Annotated in this window: 18 protein-coding genes; 10 read left to right on the top strand and 8 right to left on the bottom strand. The window is 63.5% G+C overall.

Features of this window, described 5'->3' with window-relative positions; translation table 11 throughout:
- The first annotated feature begins 219 nt into the window (after positions 1-219).
- Both rhtA and ACL9RJ_RS32890 read left to right on the top strand, forming a co-directional pair.
- Positions 220-1,107 carry a threonine/homoserine exporter RhtA gene (gene rhtA / locus ACL9RJ_RS32895; RefSeq protein WP_177084780.1) on the top strand — a complete coding sequence of 296 codons (888 nt, stop codon included), beginning with the start codon at positions 220-222 and terminating at the stop codon, positions 1,105-1,107.
- Positions 1,108-1,277: 170 nt separating this feature from the next.
- The gene (locus tag ACL9RJ_RS32890) at positions 1,278-1,559 is read left to right on the top strand and encodes a hypothetical protein (protein WP_017124921.1); all 282 of its coding nucleotides are present in this window, start codon (positions 1,278-1,280) and stop codon (positions 1,557-1,559) included.
- Positions 1,560-1,569: 10 nt separating this feature from the next.
- On the opposite strand, the gene ACL9RJ_RS32885 is transcribed toward ACL9RJ_RS32890, so the two are convergent.
- A complete protein-coding gene (locus tag ACL9RJ_RS32885; protein ID WP_422766011.1) occupies positions 1,570-2,139 on the bottom strand; it encodes a TetR/AcrR family transcriptional regulator in 570 nt (189 codons plus the stop codon).
- A gap of 90 nt (positions 2,140-2,229) precedes the next feature.
- Between ACL9RJ_RS32885 and ACL9RJ_RS32880 the strand changes: the two genes are divergently transcribed.
- Positions 2,230-2,970, top strand: a complete 741-nt coding sequence (locus ACL9RJ_RS32880) for an SDR family oxidoreductase (protein ID WP_017124923.1) — start codon at positions 2,230-2,232, stop codon at positions 2,968-2,970.
- A gap of 37 nt (positions 2,971-3,007) precedes the next feature.
- Positions 3,008-3,598, top strand: coding sequence for a 2-hydroxychromene-2-carboxylate isomerase (locus ACL9RJ_RS32875; RefSeq protein WP_177084785.1), 591 nt, complete (start codon positions 3,008-3,010; stop codon positions 3,596-3,598).
- A 12-nt stretch (positions 3,599-3,610) separates the two neighbouring features.
- Here ACL9RJ_RS32875 and ACL9RJ_RS32870 read toward each other — a convergent pair whose 3' ends face one another.
- Positions 3,611-4,609 carry a zinc-dependent alcohol dehydrogenase family protein gene (locus ACL9RJ_RS32870; protein ID WP_422766010.1) on the bottom strand — a complete coding sequence of 333 codons (999 nt, stop codon included), beginning with the start codon at positions 4,607-4,609 and terminating at the stop codon, positions 3,611-3,613.
- Positions 4,610-4,722: 113 nt separating this feature from the next.
- Between ACL9RJ_RS32870 and ACL9RJ_RS32865 the strand changes: the two genes are divergently transcribed.
- Positions 4,723-5,610 carry a LysR family transcriptional regulator gene (locus ACL9RJ_RS32865; protein ID WP_017124925.1) on the top strand — a complete coding sequence of 296 codons (888 nt, stop codon included), beginning with the start codon at positions 4,723-4,725 and terminating at the stop codon, positions 5,608-5,610.
- 115 nt (positions 5,611-5,725) lie between these two features.
- Here ACL9RJ_RS32865 and ACL9RJ_RS32860 read toward each other — a convergent pair whose 3' ends face one another.
- The 3 genes from ACL9RJ_RS32860 to ACL9RJ_RS32850 all read right to left on the bottom strand — a co-directional run bounded on the left by ACL9RJ_RS32860 (position 5,726) and on the right by ACL9RJ_RS32850 (position 9,272).
- Entirely contained in the window at positions 5,726-7,534 is a 1,809-nt protein-coding gene (locus ACL9RJ_RS32860; RefSeq protein WP_422766009.1) for a M24 family metallopeptidase, read from the bottom strand.
- A 58-nt stretch (positions 7,535-7,592) separates the two neighbouring features.
- Positions 7,593-8,762: a cysteine desulfurase family protein gene (locus tag ACL9RJ_RS32855; RefSeq protein ID WP_042934842.1), complete on the bottom strand. Its 1,170-nt coding sequence runs from the start codon at positions 8,760-8,762 to the stop codon at positions 7,593-7,595.
- A 240-nt stretch (positions 8,763-9,002) separates the two neighbouring features.
- Positions 9,003-9,272, bottom strand: coding sequence for a hypothetical protein (locus ACL9RJ_RS32850; RefSeq protein ID WP_103032511.1), 270 nt, complete (start codon positions 9,270-9,272; stop codon positions 9,003-9,005).
- Between the two features lie 398 nt (positions 9,273-9,670).
- Between ACL9RJ_RS32850 and msuE the strand changes: the two genes are divergently transcribed.
- The 4 genes from msuE (at position 9,671) to ACL9RJ_RS32830 (ending at position 13,811) form a co-directional block, all read left to right on the top strand.
- Entirely contained in the window at positions 9,671-10,234 is a 564-nt protein-coding gene (gene msuE / locus ACL9RJ_RS32845; RefSeq protein WP_017124929.1) for an FMN reductase, read from the top strand.
- Positions 10,235-10,243: 9 nt separating this feature from the next.
- A complete protein-coding gene (gene ssuD, locus ACL9RJ_RS32840; RefSeq protein ID WP_103032510.1) occupies positions 10,244-11,389 on the top strand; it encodes an FMNH2-dependent alkanesulfonate monooxygenase in 1,146 nt (381 codons plus the stop codon).
- Positions 11,390-11,511: 122 nt separating this feature from the next.
- Entirely contained in the window at positions 11,512-12,699 is a 1,188-nt protein-coding gene (locus ACL9RJ_RS32835) for an acyl-CoA dehydrogenase family protein (RefSeq protein WP_017124931.1), read from the top strand.
- 8 nt (positions 12,700-12,707) lie between these two features.
- Positions 12,708-13,811, top strand: coding sequence for a sigma-54 interaction domain-containing protein (locus tag ACL9RJ_RS32830; RefSeq protein WP_103032509.1), 1,104 nt, complete (start codon positions 12,708-12,710; stop codon positions 13,809-13,811).
- A gap of 6 nt (positions 13,812-13,817) precedes the next feature.
- Here the strand turns inward: ACL9RJ_RS32830 and ACL9RJ_RS32825 are convergent, their stop codons facing one another.
- Positions 13,818-14,183 (bottom strand): antibiotic biosynthesis monooxygenase, encoded by a 366-nt coding sequence (locus tag ACL9RJ_RS32825; protein ID WP_042934847.1) that lies wholly within the window; start codon positions 14,181-14,183, stop codon positions 13,818-13,820.
- Between the two features lie 93 nt (positions 14,184-14,276).
- On the opposite strand from ACL9RJ_RS32825, the gene soxR reads away from it, so the two are divergent.
- On the top strand, positions 14,277-14,750 hold the full coding sequence (soxR, locus tag ACL9RJ_RS32820; protein ID WP_017124935.1) for a redox-sensitive transcriptional activator SoxR: 474 nt from the start codon (positions 14,277-14,279) through the stop codon (positions 14,748-14,750).
- Between the two features lie 40 nt (positions 14,751-14,790).
- On the opposite strand, the gene ACL9RJ_RS32815 is transcribed toward soxR, so the two are convergent.
- Complete coding sequence (locus ACL9RJ_RS32815) at positions 14,791-15,561, bottom strand: MetQ/NlpA family ABC transporter substrate-binding protein (protein ID WP_017124936.1); 771 nt, start codon at positions 15,559-15,561, stop codon at positions 14,791-14,793.
- A gap of 77 nt (positions 15,562-15,638) precedes the next feature.
- On the bottom strand, positions 15,639-16,304 hold the full coding sequence (locus ACL9RJ_RS32810) for a methionine ABC transporter permease (RefSeq protein ID WP_017124937.1): 666 nt from the start codon (positions 16,302-16,304) through the stop codon (positions 15,639-15,641).
- Between the last annotated feature and the right edge of the window lies 1 nt (position 16,305).

Below are 16,305 nucleotides of genomic sequence, written 5' to 3'. Positions count from 1 at the left end.
TTGAATCTCAAGGAGTTTTCCGTTTCGACTGCGCCGGAAGTGGGGCGAATTATAGGCCCATGGAATCTGCCGTCAAGCATTGATTCAAGCTTTCTATCGAAAGCCCCTCAATAGAAGAGAAACCACCGAGCTTGAGCAATATATTGCTCAATTGACCATTGTTAAGCATCATAGACCGGCTATCCCACTTCTATTACCCGCTCCGGATGACACCACCCCATGACCCAGCAGTCCCGCAGCCTGGCCGCGACACTCTTTCCCGTCGGCCTGCTGCTTATCGCAATGGCTTCCATTCAGTCCGGAGCCTCCCTGGCCAAGAGCATGTTCCCCGTTGTCGGCGCCCAGGGCACCACCACCCTGCGCCTGATCTTCGCCGGCATCATCATGCTGCTGATACTGCGCCCATGGCGGGCGACGTTCACCGCCAGATCCCTGCGCACCGTCATCATCTATGGCATCGCCCTGGGCGGCATGAACCTGCTCTTCTATATGTCCCTGCGCAGCGTCCCCCTGGGCATCGCGGTCGCCCTGGAGTTCACCGGGCCACTGGCCGTCGCGATCCTCGCCTCGCGCCGGGCCATCGACTATCTATGGATCGGTCTGGCGATCGGCGGCCTGCTGTTATTGATTCCCACGGGAAGCACCAGCGCCAGCATTGACCTGGTGGGCACACTCTATGCGCTGGGCGCGGGTGTCTGCTGGGCGCTGTACATCCTGTTCGGCCAGAAGGCCGGTGCGGACAACGGCATCCAGACCGCAGCCCTGGGCGTGATGATCGCCGCCCTCTTCGTTGCCCCGTTCGGTATCGCCCACGCCGGCGCGGCATTGCTGACACCGGCGCTGATCCCGGTCGCCCTCGGCGTCGCCGTCCTCTCCACCGCCCTGCCCTACAGCCTCGAGATGGTCGCAATGACGCGGATCCCCGCACGCACCTTCGGCACCCTGATGAGCATCGAGCCGGCCTTCGGCGCCCTCTCGGGACTGGTGTTCCTAAGCGAATACCTGTCCCTGGCGCAATGGCTGGCGATCGCCTGCATTATCTGCGCTTCCGTCGGTGCCACCCTGACCATGCGCAGCGAACCCAAGCCCGCCATGGCAGCTGATTGATACAACCTGTGACGTTGCTCTGGTATTTCTCCGGCAAATAAGACATGTTTACAGCTAACTCAATGCCAGCCTTAATAATTTTGGACGGGGCACTCATGGAAGACGCAAGCGGGCACGAAAAAAGCCAAACCCGGACGAGTTGATCCGGGGGCTGGAGATTAAGGACAGGAATGAAGCGCTTTTTGATCGTCTTGGCAGTACTCGCCGTCGCTGGCTGCAGCGCCACTTCCAAGCCAATAAAATATGGCAAGCGAGGCGTACACATCAACTGCTCGGGACTGACGTCTTCCTGGGAAAAGTGCTACACCAAGGCCGCCGAATCCTGTGGCGAAAACGGCTACAAGATCATCGCCAAGTCCGGTGATGCCGTCGAAGACCCCGGCGACTACCCTTTCGGCCTGAACCCCGCGGGCTACACCAGTCGCAGCATGATCATCATGTGCAAGCGCTAGGCGCCGCCGGTCACTCCCCGAACGACCCTGCGATCTGACGACTGATTTCGTCATGACTGGACTTCAACACCTGGCGCTGAATATCCGGCGTCAGCAGCATCCGCGCCACCACCAACGCCCCCACACACTGGGACAGGATCGACCAGGCCTGGCTTTCACTGCCCAGCACCTGTGCCCAACGCTGCTGCAGCCGACACATCCAGTCCTCGGCCTGCTGACGCACCGCCAGATCCCCCCGCGCTATTTCTGCCCCCAGCGCCGGCAAGGCACAACCGGTTTCCGCCTGCTCGACATGGGCCATGCTCAGATAGAGCTTCAGGCAACGCTTGAGGCGTGCCGGATCAGGCTCTCCCTCCCCTCCCAGTCGGGCCAGGCTCAGGCTCAGTTCGCGCTCGACAATTGAACTGAACAGTTCGTCCTTGGACGAGAAGTGGCCATAGAACGCCCCGCCGCTGAGGCCGATGGCTTTCATCAGAGCGTCCACCCCGATGGTTGCAAATCCCGACTTCTTGGCGGACGACGCGCTGCTGTCGAGCAGACGCTCGCGGGTTTGCTGCTTGTGGTCGAGCGAATAACGCATGGTGCTGTTCCTGTTCAGTGCCTTGACGCCTTCCGGATCGTAGCATAACGTTCGTTTAGTTAACGACCGTTTACTAAAGAGCGATCCCTCATGACTACCCTTCTCAACAACAAGAAAGTCGTATTGGTCGTCGGTGCCGGCGATGCCACTGGCGGTGCCATCGCCAAACGTTTCGCCGCGCAAGGTTTTATTGCCTGCGTCACCCGGCGTAGTGCCGACAAGCTGCAACCACTGGTCGATGCCATCCAGCAGTCTGGTGGTGAAGCCCATGGCTTTGCCTGCGATGCGCGCAAGGAAGACGATGTGATTGCGCTGATCGAGCAGATCGAAAGCCAGATCGGCCCGATCGAAGCCTTCGTTTTCAATATCGGCGCCAACGTGCCCTGCAGCATCCTGGAAGAGACCGCCCGCAAGTACTTCAAGATCTGGGAGATGGCCTGCTTCTCCGGGTTCCTCAATGCCCGGGAAGTCGCCAAGCGCATGGTCACCCGGCAACGCGGCACCATCCTGTTCACCGGGGCCACCGCCGGCCTGCGGGGCGCCGCCGGGTTCGCCGCGTTTGCCGGCGCCAAGCACGGCATCCGGGCCCTGGCCCAGAGCATGGCCCGCGAACTGGGACCGCTGAATATCCATGTCGCCCATGTGGTGGTCGATGGTGCCATCGACACCGACTTTATCCGCACCAGCTTCCCGGAGAAATATGCCCTCAAGGATCAGGACGGCATCCTCGATCCGGCCCATATCGCCGAGAACTACTGGTACCTGCACAGCCAGCCCCGCGACGCCTGGACCTTCGAACTCGACCTGCGCCCCTGGAATGAACGCTGGTAAGCTCGAGCCACACGACAACAACAAGGATGCTTCATCCATGAAAAAAACCGTCGAGTTCTATTTCGACCTGGGCAGCCCGGCCTCTTACCTGGCCTATACCCAGTTGCCGCACCTGTGTGCACAGGCCGGCGCCGAACTGATCTACCAGCCGATGCTGCTGGGTGGCGTGTTCAAGGCCACGGGCAACGCGTCCCCCGCCGAAATACCGGCCAAGGGACGCTACATGATCGAAGACCTGACCCGTTACGCCCGTCGATACGACGTACCCTTTCGTTTCAACCCGCACTTTCCGATCAACACCCTGCTGCTGATGCGCGCGACCACCGGTGTGCAACTGCGCCAGCCGGAACGTTTTGTCGATTTCGTCGACATCCTCTATCGCGCCCTCTGGGTCGAGGGACGCAACCTCAACGATCCGGCCATCGTCGCCCAGCTACTGGTGGAGAACGCGTTCGACCCACAGCGGATACTCGCCCTGAGCGCCGACGAGGAGGTCAAGGCCGCCCTCAAGACCAAGACCGAAGAAGCCCTGCGACGCGGTGTCTTCGGCGCCCCCAGTCTGTTCGTCGGCGACCGGCTGTTCTTCGGCCAGGACCGCCTCGACTTCGTGCGCGAAGCATTGCTCTGAAATCCGCACCGCCTAGATCTCGACCACCAGGCGACCTTGTGCCGTGCCATTGCCCAGCACGGTATAGGCCTCCACGGCGGTTTGCAGGGTGAACCGCCGGGGATCGAGCAGGGGCTTCAGTTGACCGGCCTCGATCAGCCGCGCAGCCTCGGCCAGGATATGCCCGTGATGACCGCGCCCCTGGCCGGTCAGCAACGGCAGCAGGGTAAATACCCCGGAGTAGGTGGCACCCCGGAACGACAACGGCGCCAGGCTGTGTTGCCCCCAACCCAGACAACTCAGGACATGTCCGTGATAGGTCCGCGCCGCCTTGAACGACTCGTCCAGGGTTTCGCCACCGACCGTGTCATAGACGATATCGAACCCCTCGCCAGCAGTGTGCTGCTGCACATAGTCCTCCACGGCATGGTGCCGGTAATCGATAAAGGTCGCGCCAAATCCCTCGATCACCGCCTGATGCCTGGCCGAGCCGGTGGCGAAGACCCGGGCGCCAAACGCCTTGGCGATCTGCACCGCGACATGTCCGACGCCACCCGCCCCGCCATGGATCAATACCGCGTGACCGGCGCCCACCCTGGCCCGATCGACCAGACCTTCCCAGGCGGTGATCAGCACCAGCGGCAACGCCGCCGCCTCGCGCATGCTCAAGTTGCCCGGCTTGCGGGCCAGCAGGCGGGCATCGACCGCCGCGAACTCGGCCAGCGAACCCTGGGTCCCGCCGATGCCGGTCGCCAGCCCATAGACTTCGTCACCCACCGACCAGCCGCTGCCCCCCTCGCCCAACGCTTCGATAACCCCGGCCAGATCCATGCCCAGCACCGCAGGCAGCGGCTGACGGGCATGACCGGCCTGCCCGGCACGGATCTTCGCGTCCAGCGGATTGATCCCCGCGGCCTTGATACGGACCAGTACCTGACCCGCTCCCGGTACGGGACGGTCGAGGGCAACCAGACGCAGCGGGGCATGGGCGGCATCGACCAGCAAGGCATTCATTTCAAGCGAGTGAGACATGTCGGCAACCCCGATCAGTGAAAGTGAGTCGATCTTGCGCCACCTCACTCATGCCGATAAGACGCAGTATTGTTATAGTGACCATGCCCATTTGGCATGAATCGGAAGCCATCATGGATAAACTCAATGCCATGGCCATCTTTGTCCGGGTGGTCGAGCGCGGCAGCTTTTCCGCCGTCGCCCGGGAACTGCAAACCAGCCAGCCGACCATCAGCAAGATCCTCAAGGCCCTGGAGGCCGAACTGGGTGGCAAGCTGATCGCCCGCAGCACCCGCCAGTTGTCGCTGACCGACGAAGGCCAGCGCTACTACACGCAGTGCCGGCAGATCCTCGCGGCGGTGGACAGCGCCGAACACAGCTTCCAGTCAGGTCGGGAACAGGTGGCGGGCAACCTGCGCATCGGTTCCTCGGTGAGTTTCGGCCGTTTGCAGATCGCCAGCCGGCTGCCCGATTTCCTGGCGCGCTATCCGCAGCTGGAAATCGATCTGCAGCTCAGCGACCAGAACCAGGACCTGGTCAACGAGGGCCTGGATGTCAGCCTGCGCATCGGCGAACTGAACGACAGCGGCCTCATCGCCCGCCGCCTCGGCGATACCCGGCGGATCACCGTCGCCAGCGCCGGATACCTGGCAAGCCGGGGCGAACCGCACACGCCGCAAGACCTCACCGGGCACAACTGCCTGCTGTTCAACCTGCTGAACAGCCAGAACCTCTGGCACTACGAAAAAGACGGGCAGCGCCACAGCGTGCGCATCAAGGGCAATGCCCAGAGCAACAACTCGGAAGCGATTCGGGAAATGGTCCTGGGCGGGCTCGGCATTGCGCTGTCGCCGGTGTGGCTGTTTGCCGAAGACCTGAAAGCCGGGCGGGTCACGACGATCCTGCGCGACTACCAGGCGCAATCGCTACCGATCCATGCGGTGTTTCCGGCCAATCGCCGGCAATCCGCCAGGGTGAAGGCGTTTGTCGACTATATGAGCGAGGTCCTGGGGAAAACCTGAAAACACCGCACTCCCTTGTGGGAGCCGGCTTGCCGGCGATGAGGCCAACCAGTCATGCATCGACTTTGCGACCGCCATCGCTGGCAAGCCAGCGCCTACAAGATCGCGCTGGCAGTCAGATCGCGGCGGTACGGGTGTTCAGCCAGTCCAGCGCAGCCCCGCTCAACAGCGGGCTCAAGCGCTCACGCACCTCGGCATGGTAGCCGTTGAACCACTCGCGCTCTTCCCCGGTCAGCAATGACGGCTCCAGGCAGCGTGTGTCGATGGGGCACAGGGTCAGGGTTTCGAAGCGCAGGAATTCGCCGAACTCGCTCTTGCCGGCTTCGCGGTTCATCGCCAGGTTCTCGATCCGCACGCCCCAACGGCCCGGACGGTAGGTGCCCGGCTCGATCGAGGTGATCATGCCTGGCTGCATCGCCGTCTGCGGAGCCGCGACCGCCTGGTAGGCGATCACTTGCGGACCTTCGTGGACATTGAGGAAGTAACCCACGCCGTGACCGGTGCCATGGCCGTAGTCCACGCTTTCCGCCCAGATCGGCGCACGGGCGATGGCGTCGAGCAGCGGCGACAGGATACCGCGGGGGAATTGCGCCCGGGACAGGGCAATCACGCCCTTGAGCACCCGCGTGCAGTCACGCTTCTGTTCGGCGGTCGGCGTGCCCACCGGAACCATCCGCGTAATATCGGTGGTGCCGCCCAGGTACTGGCCGCCAGAGTCGATCAACAACAGGCCGTCGCCTTCGATCACCGCGTGCTCTTCTTCGGTGGCGTGGTAATGCGGCATGGCGCCATTGGCATTGAACGCGGCAATGGTGTTGAAGCTCAGGGACACGTAGCCAGGACGCCGGGCCCGGGCAGCCGTGAGTTTCTCGTCGATGGTCAGCTCGGTGACCCGCTCGCGTCCCAGCGCCGTTTCCAGCCAGGCGAAGAACTCGCAGAGGGCTGCGCCGTCCTGCTCCATGGCCTGGCGGATATGTGCCGCATCGTCCAGGCTCTTGCGCGACTTGGCCAGGGTGGTCGGGTTGAGGCCTTCCACCAGCTTGACGTCGGCCCCCAGGTTATCCAGCAGGCCGCGGGTGACACGGGCGGGATCCACCAGCAGACTCGAACCGGCCGGCACGCTGGCCAGGGCCGCGGCGATCTCGCTGTAGTCACGCAGGGTCACGCCATCCTGCCTGAGGATCTGCACCAGCTCGGCGCTGACCTTGTCGAGGGCGACAAACAGGGTGGCCTGGTCCTGGCTGACCAGGGCAAAGGAAACGAACACCGGGTTGAACGACACATCGGCGCCACGCAGGTTGAACAGCCAGGCGATATCGTCCAGGGTCGCGATGAAATGCCAGTCGGCGCCGCGATTGGTCAATTCTTCGCGCAACTGGACCAGCTTCTCGCCACGACTGACGGTCGCCTGGGGCGGCAGGTGCTGGTAGATCGGCTGGTTCGGCAATACCGGACGGTCTTCCCAAACCTGCTGCAACAGATCGATATCGGTACGCAGGCGCGCGCCACGGGCTTGCAGCTTGTCCCCCAGGGTGCGCGCCGAGGCCAGCGCCATCACTGCGCCATCGACCGTCACCACACCGCCTTCCGGGGTTTGCTCGGCCAGCCAGTCCAGCGGCCCGGGTTGTCCCGGTTGCAGCTTGACCAGTTCGATGCCGCTGCCACTCAGTTCCTTGGTCGCCTGCTCCCAATAGCGGCTGTCAGCCCAGACGCCGGCAAACTCCGCCGTGACGATCAGGGTGCCGACCGAACCCTGGAACCCCGAGAGCCACTGCCGCCCCTGCCAGTAGGCGGGCAGGTATTCCGACAGGTGCGGGTCGGCTGACGGCACCAGCAAGGCGTGGACGCCCTCGCGGCTCATCAGCTCGCGGGTACGCGCCAGGCGCTGGGGTACGGTTCCCTGACTCAAGGTCTGCGTGCTCATCATGTCTCCTGCTAATCACGTATTTAATTGTTTTGCGGTGTCGATGATGGATCAGCCATCACGACGGGGCAACCGCCCAGAACGGTGCCGGCGCACTGACACTGGCCTTGATCGCCGCCGCGGCGCGGTCGATATCCTGCTCGCGGGTGAAGCGGCCCAGGCTCAGGCGGATGGTACGACCGGCGGAACGGCCGTCATGTCCCAGCGCCAGCAGCACATGGGACGGTGCATTGCTCGCCGAATTGCACGCCGAGGTCGCCGAGTAGGCCAGCGACTGGCTGAGCAGCGCACCATTGAACTCGCCCTCGGCGAAAGTCAGGCTCAAGGTGTGCGGGATGCGTTCGCTCGGACTGCCGTTCAGGCGCAGCCCCGGGATATCCGCCAGTTGTTCCAGCAGACGCTGACGCAGTGCCCGGATCACCGTCGCCTCTTCGTCGAAGGATTCGGTCGCCAAGGCAAAGGCACTGCCCATGCCGGCAATCTGATGGGTCGCCAGGGTCCCGGAGCGCAGGCCGCCTTCATGACCGCCGCCGTGGATCTGCGCGTGCAGGTGTTCCCGGGCACGCGGTCCGACATACAGGGCACCGATGCCCTTGGGCCCGTACAACTTGTGGGCCGAGAACGACATCAGGTCCACCGGCAATTGCGCCAGGTCGATGGCGACCTTGCCGGCTCCCTGGGCGGCGTCCACATGGAACAGCGCACCGTGTTCGCGAACACGCTGGCCAATGGCCTGGATATCGTTGAGCGTACCCAGCTCGTTGTTCACCAGCATCAACGACACCAGGAAGGTGTCCTCGCGCAGGGCCTCGCTGACCCGCTGCGCGGTGATCAGGCCGTCGGCATCCGGTACCAGGTAGGTGACCGCGACCCCGGCTTCCTGAAGTTGCCGGGCCGTGTCGAGGACCGCCTTGTGTTCGATCTGGCTGGTGATCACATGGCCGCCGCTGACACCACGGGCCTGGGCCACGCCCTTGAGGGCCAGGTTGTTCGATTCGGTGGCACCGGAAGTCCAGACGATCTGCTCGGGGCTCGCGCCCACCAGGGTCGCCACTTGCTGCCGGGCCTGCTCGACCGTCTGCCGGGCCCGCTGGCCGAAGGCATGGGAGCTGGACGCGGGATTGCCGAAGTTGCCGGAAAATCCCAGACACTCGACCATCACCTGAATGACCCGCTCATCCACCGGCGTGGTGGCGGCGTAGTCGAAATACAAAGGAAGTTGATTCATGGCAAAAGACTCATAAAGCGTGTCCCGCGGAACGAACTCTCGCGGGTAGCCAACCGAGGGCTGAACGGACAGCTATACCCGATGGGAGAGAATTAAAGAAAGATGGCTTTCAGTAAAAGTGCGTAGGAACGCTCCTGAAATCCAGCTTACAGGCCCCGGGAGGGTGTTGCGAGCGTCAATCGTGCCGGAACAGACGACCTGCTCCAGCGGCGGGAGGGGGAACACGAGGTGTCGGGGCTTTCAGCTCTGATGGCTGCGTCTGTTACTGCCACGGTCGGCGCTGATTTCACCCTGGTCATCGAAGCCGTAGACCTTGCGCGGCTGCCCGAGCAATTCGGCTTTCTTCTGCTGATACTCGTCGAAGGACAAGCCGCGGCGATTCAGCGCCTCCAGTGCCAGCTCCTTGCTCTCTTCAGCGCTGTAGGGACGCAGCTCGGGAGAGGGATGGCTGGCACAACCGGCCAGGACCGAAAGCAGCAGAAGCAGTAGAACCGCAGGTGAATGTTTCATGGCGAGACTCCCGAAAACCTGGTGCGAGGCAATGGATACAGGCTACCCGCCGCTCCTGCGGAGCAGAAATCACCCTTCTCGATAGTCGCTATCGATTGCTTCTACCGTACCCGGCACCGACGCCTTATATTCCTTAAAGAACTATAAATATGGAAATACGTTCGTTTACGGAATATCAGAAAACCCTTACAACTGCCTGCACACCTTGTCCGCTGTTGCCCGGGCAACTGTTCGCCAGCCAACAGTCGATCAACAAAACAGCTCGTCAGCCAGCACACGGCCCCTTGTCCAGCATGCCGCGGGCCCGCAGATACGGGGCCCGGACGATTGGTACAGCTCTTGCTCAAGCCCTGTCACCGACCCTGCTCGCTGAGCAACTGTTTGAAAAGGAACTGATCATGTCTCGTGCACTGAAAGTCGTTGCCCTTTCCGGCGGAACCTACCGCCCCTCTCGCACCCTGGTACTGACCCAGGCACTGCTGGCCGAACTGGCGCAGCAGTTGCCCATCGAAAGCCGGGTGATCGAACTGGGCGATATCGCCCGCCCCCTGGGCGCCGCGCTGTCCCGGGCCGAATTGAGCGCCGAGGTCGAGGCCGAGCTGCAGGCCATCGAGAACGCCGACCTGCTGATCGTCGGCTCGCCGGTATATCGCGGCTCCTACCCGGGCCTGCTCAAGCACCTGTTCGACCTGGTGGACCTCAATGCCCTGATCGACACCCCGGTCCTGCTGGCCGCCACCGGTGGCAGCGAGCGTCACGCGCTGATCCTCGACCACCAGTTGCGTCCGCTGTTCAGCTTCTTCCAGGCGCTGACCCTGCCCATCGGCGTCTACGCCAGCGAAACCGATTTCACCAATTATCAAATAACCAGCGAGCCCCTGAAGGCCCGCATCCGCCTTGCCGCAGAACGCGCCGCGCCCTTGTTCGGCGTTCATCCCAAGCATCTGCTGAAAATCGCCTAAGGACTTGTCATGGATGTCTTCTGGTTTCTCCCGACCCACGGTGACGGTCACTACCTGGGCACCACCCAGGGTGCCCGCCCGGTCACGCTCAACTATCTGAAACAGGTGGCCCAGGCCGCCGACAGCCTCGGCTACCACGGTGTACTGATTCCCACCGGCCGCTCCTGCGAAGACTCCTGGGTCATCGCCTCGGCCCTGGTCCCCCTGACCGAACGCCTGCGCTACCTGGTGGCGATCCGTCCCGGGATCATCTCGCCGACCGTCTCGGCACGCATGGCCGCCACCCTCGACCGGCTGTCCAACGGGCGCCTGCTGATCAACGTGGTGACCGGCGGCGACCCCGACGAAAACCGTGGCGACGGCAGTTTCCTCGACCACAGCGAACGCTACGAAGTCACCGACGAATTCCTCAGGATCTGGCGCCGGGTGTTGCAGGGCGAAGCCGTCGACTTCGAAGGCAAGCACCTGCGCGTGCAGAACGCCAAGGCCCTCTATCCACCGGTGCAGAAGCCTTATCCGCCACTGTATTTCGGTGGTTCGTCGGATGCCGCCCATGACCTCGCCGCCGACCAGGTCGACGTCTACCTGACCTGGGGCGAACCACCGGCCGCCGTGGCCGCTAAGCTGGCGGACGTGCGTGAGCGCGCCGCGCGCAAGGGCCGTACCGTGCGTTTCGGCATCCGCCTGCACGTGATCGTCCGGGAAACCGCGGAAGACGCCTGGAAAGCCGCCGACAAACTGATCGAACACATCAGCGACGAGACCATTGCCGCCGCGCAGAAATCCTTCTCGCGCTTCGACTCCGAAGGACAGCGGCGCATGGCCGCCCTGCATGACGGACGCCGCGACAACCTGGAAATCGCACCGAACCTCTGGGCCGGTGTCGGCCTGGTCCGCGGCGGCGCCGGTACGGCACTGGTCGGCAATCCGCAGCAGGTGGCCGAGCGCATCAAGGAATACGCGGACCTGGGGATCGAAAGCTTCATCTTCTCCGGCTACCCGCACCTGGAGGAAGCCTATCGCTTCGCCGAACTGGTCTTCCCGCTGTTGCCCGAGCCTTACGCCAGCCTGGCCGGTCGCGGCATCACCAACCTGACCGGGCCGTTCGGCGAAATGATCGCCAACGACGTGCTGCCGGCCAAGACCGGGGCCTGAGAAACACACAGCCGATCGCTCCCACGCTCCGCGTCCGCTCTGGCGGTGACGCGGAGCGTCATGGGATGCATTCCCACGCGGAGCGTGGGAACGATCAACGTCATCTATTCGAGGGACACCGCGTGACGGCCCAACCCCATAACGCCCTGCTCAACCCCTTGCAAACCGCCCGCCTGCTGGCCGCCGAGTTTGCCGAAACCGCCGTCGAGCGCGACGAGCGTGGCGGCACGCCGAAAGCCCAGCGTGACGCCCTGCGCCACAGCGGCCTGCTGGCCTTGAGTATTCCCACCCAGTACGGTGGCCTCGGCGCCAGCTGGAGCGAGACCCTGAACGTGGTCCGCGAATTCGCCAAGGTCGACAGTTCCATCGCCCATGTCTTCGGCTTCCATCACCTGATGCTCGCCACCGTGCGCCTGTTCTCGCGCCCGGAACAATGGCAGCCGTGGTTCGAACAGACCGCCCGCAAGAACTGGTTCTGGGGCAATGCCCTCAATCCGCTGGACACCCGTACCGTGGTGCGCAAGCTCGGCGGCTGGCGCGAATTTTCCGGCAAGAAAAGCTTCTGCTCCGGCGCCAGCGACTCGGAGATGCTGATCGCCTCGGCGGTCGATGAAAGCGCCGGCGGCAAGTTGCTGATCGCCGCGATTCCCAGCGGCCGCTCCGGCATCACCCTGCACAATGACTGGCACAACATGGGCCAGCGCCAGACCGACAGCGGCAGCGCCAGCTTCGAACGAGTGCGGGTCGAAGAGTCGGAACTGCTGCTCGATCCCGGTCCGCTGAGCACGCCCTTCGCCTGCCTGCGCCCGCTGATCGCGCAACTGACCTTCACCCACATGTTCCTCGGCATCGCCGAAGGCGCCTTCGAGGAAGCCCGGCAATACACCCTTGCCGAGACCCGCCCGTGGTTCAAGTCCGGCACCGACGACATCCGCCGGGACCCGTACATCCTCAGTCACTACGGGGACTTCTGGGTCGCCCTGGAAGGCGTGCGCCTGCTGGTCGAGCGCGCCGCCGAAGGACTTGACCGGGCCTGGGCCAAGGGCCAGAACCTCAGCGCCGAGGAACGCGGACACCTGGCAACCGCCATCGCCACCGCCAAGGTCGCCGCCAGCCGCAACGGCCTGGAACTGTGCAGCAAGCTGTTCGAAGTCACCGGCGCGCGCTCGACCCATGCGTCGCTGCGCCTGGACCGCCACTGGCGCAACCTGCGCACCCAGACCCTGCATGACCCGCTGGACTACAAGCTCCAAGAACTAGGCGACTGGGCCCTGAACCAGACGCTGCCGATTCCCACCTTCTATTCCTAGAGAAGCCTATGCAGCTGCTAACGTTACCGCCCTCGCCGGCCCTGGCAACCTCGATCCGCGCCACCGCCCAGGTCTTCGAGGACCCCAAGTCCCAGGCCCTGCTCGCCCACCTGCAACAAGTCGCGCCCAGCGAAGCCAGCGTGCTGATCATCGGCGAAACCGGCACCGGCAAGGAACTGGTGGCCCGGCATATCCACAACCTCAGCGCGCGGCGCAACCGACCGTTTGTCGCGGTCAACTGCGGGGCCTTCTCCGAATCCCTGGTGGAAGCCGAACTGTTCGGCCATGAGAAAGGCGCGTTTACCGGAGCCCTCAGCGCCAAGGCCGGCTGGTTCGAGGAAGCCGATGGCGGCACGCTGTTCCTCGACGAGATCGGCGACCTGCCGATGCCGATCCAGGTCAAGCTGCTGCGGGTCCTGCAGGAGCGTGAAGTGGTGCGCCTGGGCTCGCGCAAAAGCATTCCGATCAATGTGCGGGTCCTGGCGGCGACCAATGTCCAGCTGGAAAAGGCGATCAACGCCGGGCACTTCCGTGAGGATCTGTACTACCGCCTCGACGTGGTCAACCTCGAGTTGAGCCCGTTGCGCGAACGACCCGGCGATATCCTGCCGCTGACCCGGCACTTTATCGATGCCTATTGCCAGCGCCTGGGCTACGGCGATGTCCGCATCAGTCCGGCGGCCGAGCAGAAACTCAAGAGTTACAGTTGGCCGGGCAATATCCGCGAACTGGAAAACGTCATCCACCACACCCTGCTGATCTGCCACAACGGCGTGATCGAACGCGACGACCTGCGCCTGTCGAACATGCGCATCGAACGCCAGGACGACAATGGCACGGCATCCGACGATTCCGCCGAGGCCCTGCTCAACCGCGCATTCCAGAAACTCTTCGAGGAACAGGCCGGGGCCCTCCACGAAAAGGTCGAGGATGCCCTGCTGCGCGCCGCCTACCGGTTCAGTCACTACAACCAGGTGCACACCGCCAACCTGCTGGGCCTGAGCCGCAACGTGACCCGTACCCGCCTGATCAAGATCGGCGAACTGGCGGTGAACAAGCGCCGCCCCGGCGAAAACGTCCAGGGTGACCGGATGCTGCAACTGTCGATCTAGCGGGCATCAGAGCACCAGGGCGCACTGCAGGGCATTGTCATGGCTGCGCTCGATGCTGCGCAGCATCTGGAACGAGCCGAAGCTCACCGCCTTGGCCTGGTGGGAGCGAAGCAGCGCCCAGAAATCCTCTTCGCCGCTTTCAAAACGGGCGAACGCCGCCTCGCCGGCCTGTTGCGATTGCCATTGCAGGACATTCAGCACGCGCCGGCCGTCGTCGCTGGCCTGCACATTGCCACTGATGAAGCCACTGAAGTCCTGGGCCAGGCGCTCGGTCTGCCGGGCCAGGGCGCTGACCAGGGCCTCCTGCTGATGAGGCTCGATCTCGAACTGGATCAGTTGGGTGAAGCTGCGGTTTTTCTCTGTCGACGCCATGAAGAATCTCCCCGGGAAGTCATGCGGGATCTTGTGATCCGAGGTCATGCAGGGTAAAACCTCAAGTTAAGTCAAGGTCAAGAGTTTTCTCCCATGGCACTGCAAAAACCCCTGCCCACCGACAAGGCGCTCACGGTCGGCCAACTGGCGGCGCGCAGCGGCGTGTCGGTGAGCGCCCTGCACTTCTATGAATCCAGGGGCCTGATCAAGAGCAATCGCAATGCCGGCAACCAGCGCCGTTATCCGCGCGAGGTATTGCGCCGGGTGTCACTGATCAAGGTCGCCCAGCGCCTGGGCATTCCCCTGGCGGAGATTCACCTGGCCCTGCAGGCGCTGCCCGAAGGCCGGGCACCGACCGCGGCGGACTGGAAGAACCTGTCGGAGCAATGGAAGGACGAGCTGGACGAACGGATCGCCCGGTTGACCCGGCTGCGGGATAAGCTCAACGGCTGCATCGGCTGTGGTTGCCTGTCCATGGAAAGCTGTCCGTTGCGCAACCAGGGCGATGTGCTGGGAGAACAGGGCGCGGGGCCGCAGTTGCTGGAGCCGGACTCACCGCGCACCTGACCGTTCCCACGCTCCACGTGGGAACGGTCATTGTCGAGACTCAGAAACCCGGTGCGATCTGCCCCTTGTAGCGGGTCAGGATAAACTGGCGCACGGCGTCGGAGTTCAACGCCTTGGCCAATTTCTGAATGCCCGGGTCATTGATATTGTCCGGCCGCGCCACCAGGAACTCGACGTACAGGTCCTTGCCTTTCTCGACGATCAGCGCGCTATTGGTGTCGATCCCGGCCTCTAGCGCGTAGTTGGCAAACACGAACGCCAGGTCCACCTGGCTGACCGAGCGCGCCAGCATCGCCCCTTCCAGTTCACGGATCTTCAGGTGCTTGGGATTCTCGACGATATCGTGCGGGGTGGCCTGGGTATTGCTCGGGTCCTTGAGCTTGATCAAGCCCGCTTCGTGCAGCAACACCAGGGCCCGCCCGGTGTTCACCGGGTCGTTGGGAATCGACACCGAGGCACCGTCCTTCAGTTCGGACAGGCTCTTGATCTTGGTCGAGTAGGCGCCGAACGGCTCGATATGCACGCCGACCACCGGCACCAGGTTGGTGTGGCGGGTCTTGTTGTAATCATCGAGGAACGGTCGGTACTGGTAATAGTTGGCGTCGAGGTTCTTCAGGGCCAGTTGCTGGTTGGGCTGGATGAAGTCGTTGAACACCTTGATCTCCAGGTCGACGCCTTCCTTGGCCAACTCCGGTTTGACGAACTCGAGGATCTCCGCGTGGGGCACCGGGGTGGCACCGACAATCAGTTTTTCATTGGCGTGAACCGCCAGGGACATCAGGGCGGCCAGTACGGCCAGGGTCTTTTTCATGCAAGGCTCCAGAGAGGCAGAAAGGGCCGGCGTGTGGTGGACGTTGGGCCAGGTTGTTGTGTGTCGAAATCAGTGGGTCAACGTCGGCTGTAGCGAGCCACCAGGCGGTCACCGGTCATTTGCAGGCCCTGCACCAGCACCAGCAGCAGGATCACCGTGACCACCATCACATCGGTCTGGAAGCGCTGGTAGCCGTAGCGGATCGCCAGGTCACCCAGTCCGCCACCGCCAATCACCCCGGCCATGGCGGTGTAGTCCACCAGCACGATGGCGGTCACCGTCACCGCTGCCAGCAAGCCGCCACGGGCCTCCGGCAACAGGGTGTGGCGGATCACCTGCCAGGTGCTGGCCCCCATGGCCTGGGTCGCCTCCACCACGCCGCGGTCGACTTCGCGCAAGGCGGTTTCCACCAGCCGGGCGAAAAACGGCGTGCAGCCCACCACCAGTGGCGGGATGGTCCCCGGTACGCCGAGGGAGGTGCCCACCAGCAAAGTGGTCAGGGGAATCAGCACGATCAGCAGAATGATGAAAGGCAGCGAGCGCAGGATATTCACCAGCACCGACAATGAGCGGTACACCAACGGGGTTTCATGCAACTGGCGCTTGCCGGTGAGAAACAGCAGCACGCCCAGCGGCAACCCCAGCAGGACCGTGAAGCCCAGGGCCGCCGCGAGCATGCTCAGGGTGTCGAGGCAGGCCTGGGCGATATCGCCCCAGTAGATGTTTTTCAGCAGGTCGCCCATG

It is taken from the genome of Pseudomonas sp. Mn2068, assembly GCF_049319725.1.
Taxonomy (GTDB): domain Bacteria; phylum Pseudomonadota; class Gammaproteobacteria; order Pseudomonadales; family Pseudomonadaceae; genus Aquipseudomonas; species Aquipseudomonas gingeri.
The sequence above is the reverse complement of the archived record's forward strand: the minus strand, read 5'-3'. Positions and strand labels throughout refer to the sequence as shown.

Excerpts from the sequence above, each read along its gene's own strand:
- ACL9RJ_RS32860 (WP_422766009.1), bottom strand. The coding sequence starts at position 7,534 with ATGAGCACGCAGACCTTGAGTCAGGGAACCGTACCCCAGCGCCTGGCG.
- ACL9RJ_RS32810 (WP_017124937.1), bottom strand. The coding sequence starts at position 16,304 with ATGGGCGACCTGCTGAAAAACATCTACTGGGGCGATATCGCCCAGGCC.
- rhtA (WP_177084780.1), top strand. The coding sequence starts at position 220 with ATGACCCAGCAGTCCCGCAGCCTGGCCGCGACACTCTTTCCCGTCGGC.
- ACL9RJ_RS32870 (WP_422766010.1), bottom strand. The coding sequence starts at position 4,609 with ATGTCTCACTCGCTTGAAATGAATGCCTTGCTGGTCGATGCCGCCCAT.
- ACL9RJ_RS32815 (WP_017124936.1), bottom strand. The coding sequence starts at position 15,561 with ATGAAAAAGACCCTGGCCGTACTGGCCGCCCTGATGTCCCTGGCGGTT.
- ACL9RJ_RS32855 (WP_042934842.1), bottom strand. The coding sequence starts at position 8,762 with ATGAATCAACTTCCTTTGTATTTCGACTACGCCGCCACCACGCCGGTG.
- ACL9RJ_RS32830 (WP_103032509.1), top strand. The coding sequence starts at position 12,708 with ATGCAGCTGCTAACGTTACCGCCCTCGCCGGCCCTGGCAACCTCGATC.
- soxR (WP_017124935.1), top strand. The coding sequence starts at position 14,277 with ATGGCACTGCAAAAACCCCTGCCCACCGACAAGGCGCTCACGGTCGGC.
- ACL9RJ_RS32885 (WP_422766011.1), bottom strand. The coding sequence starts at position 2,139 with ATGCGTTATTCGCTCGACCACAAGCAGCAAACCCGCGAGCGTCTGCTC.
- ACL9RJ_RS32865 (WP_017124925.1), top strand. The coding sequence starts at position 4,723 with ATGGATAAACTCAATGCCATGGCCATCTTTGTCCGGGTGGTCGAGCGC.
- ACL9RJ_RS32825 (WP_042934847.1), bottom strand. The coding sequence starts at position 14,183 with ATGGCGTCGACAGAGAAAAACCGCAGCTTCACCCAACTGATCCAGTTC.
- ACL9RJ_RS32890 (WP_017124921.1), top strand. The coding sequence starts at position 1,278 with ATGAAGCGCTTTTTGATCGTCTTGGCAGTACTCGCCGTCGCTGGCTGC.
- ACL9RJ_RS32850 (WP_103032511.1), bottom strand. The coding sequence starts at position 9,272 with ATGAAACATTCACCTGCGGTTCTACTGCTTCTGCTGCTTTCGGTCCTG.
- ACL9RJ_RS32875 (WP_177084785.1), top strand. The coding sequence starts at position 3,008 with ATGAAAAAAACCGTCGAGTTCTATTTCGACCTGGGCAGCCCGGCCTCT.
- ssuD (WP_103032510.1), top strand. The coding sequence starts at position 10,244 with ATGGATGTCTTCTGGTTTCTCCCGACCCACGGTGACGGTCACTACCTG.
- msuE (WP_017124929.1), top strand. The coding sequence starts at position 9,671 with ATGTCTCGTGCACTGAAAGTCGTTGCCCTTTCCGGCGGAACCTACCGC.
- ACL9RJ_RS32880 (WP_017124923.1), top strand. The coding sequence starts at position 2,230 with ATGACTACCCTTCTCAACAACAAGAAAGTCGTATTGGTCGTCGGTGCC.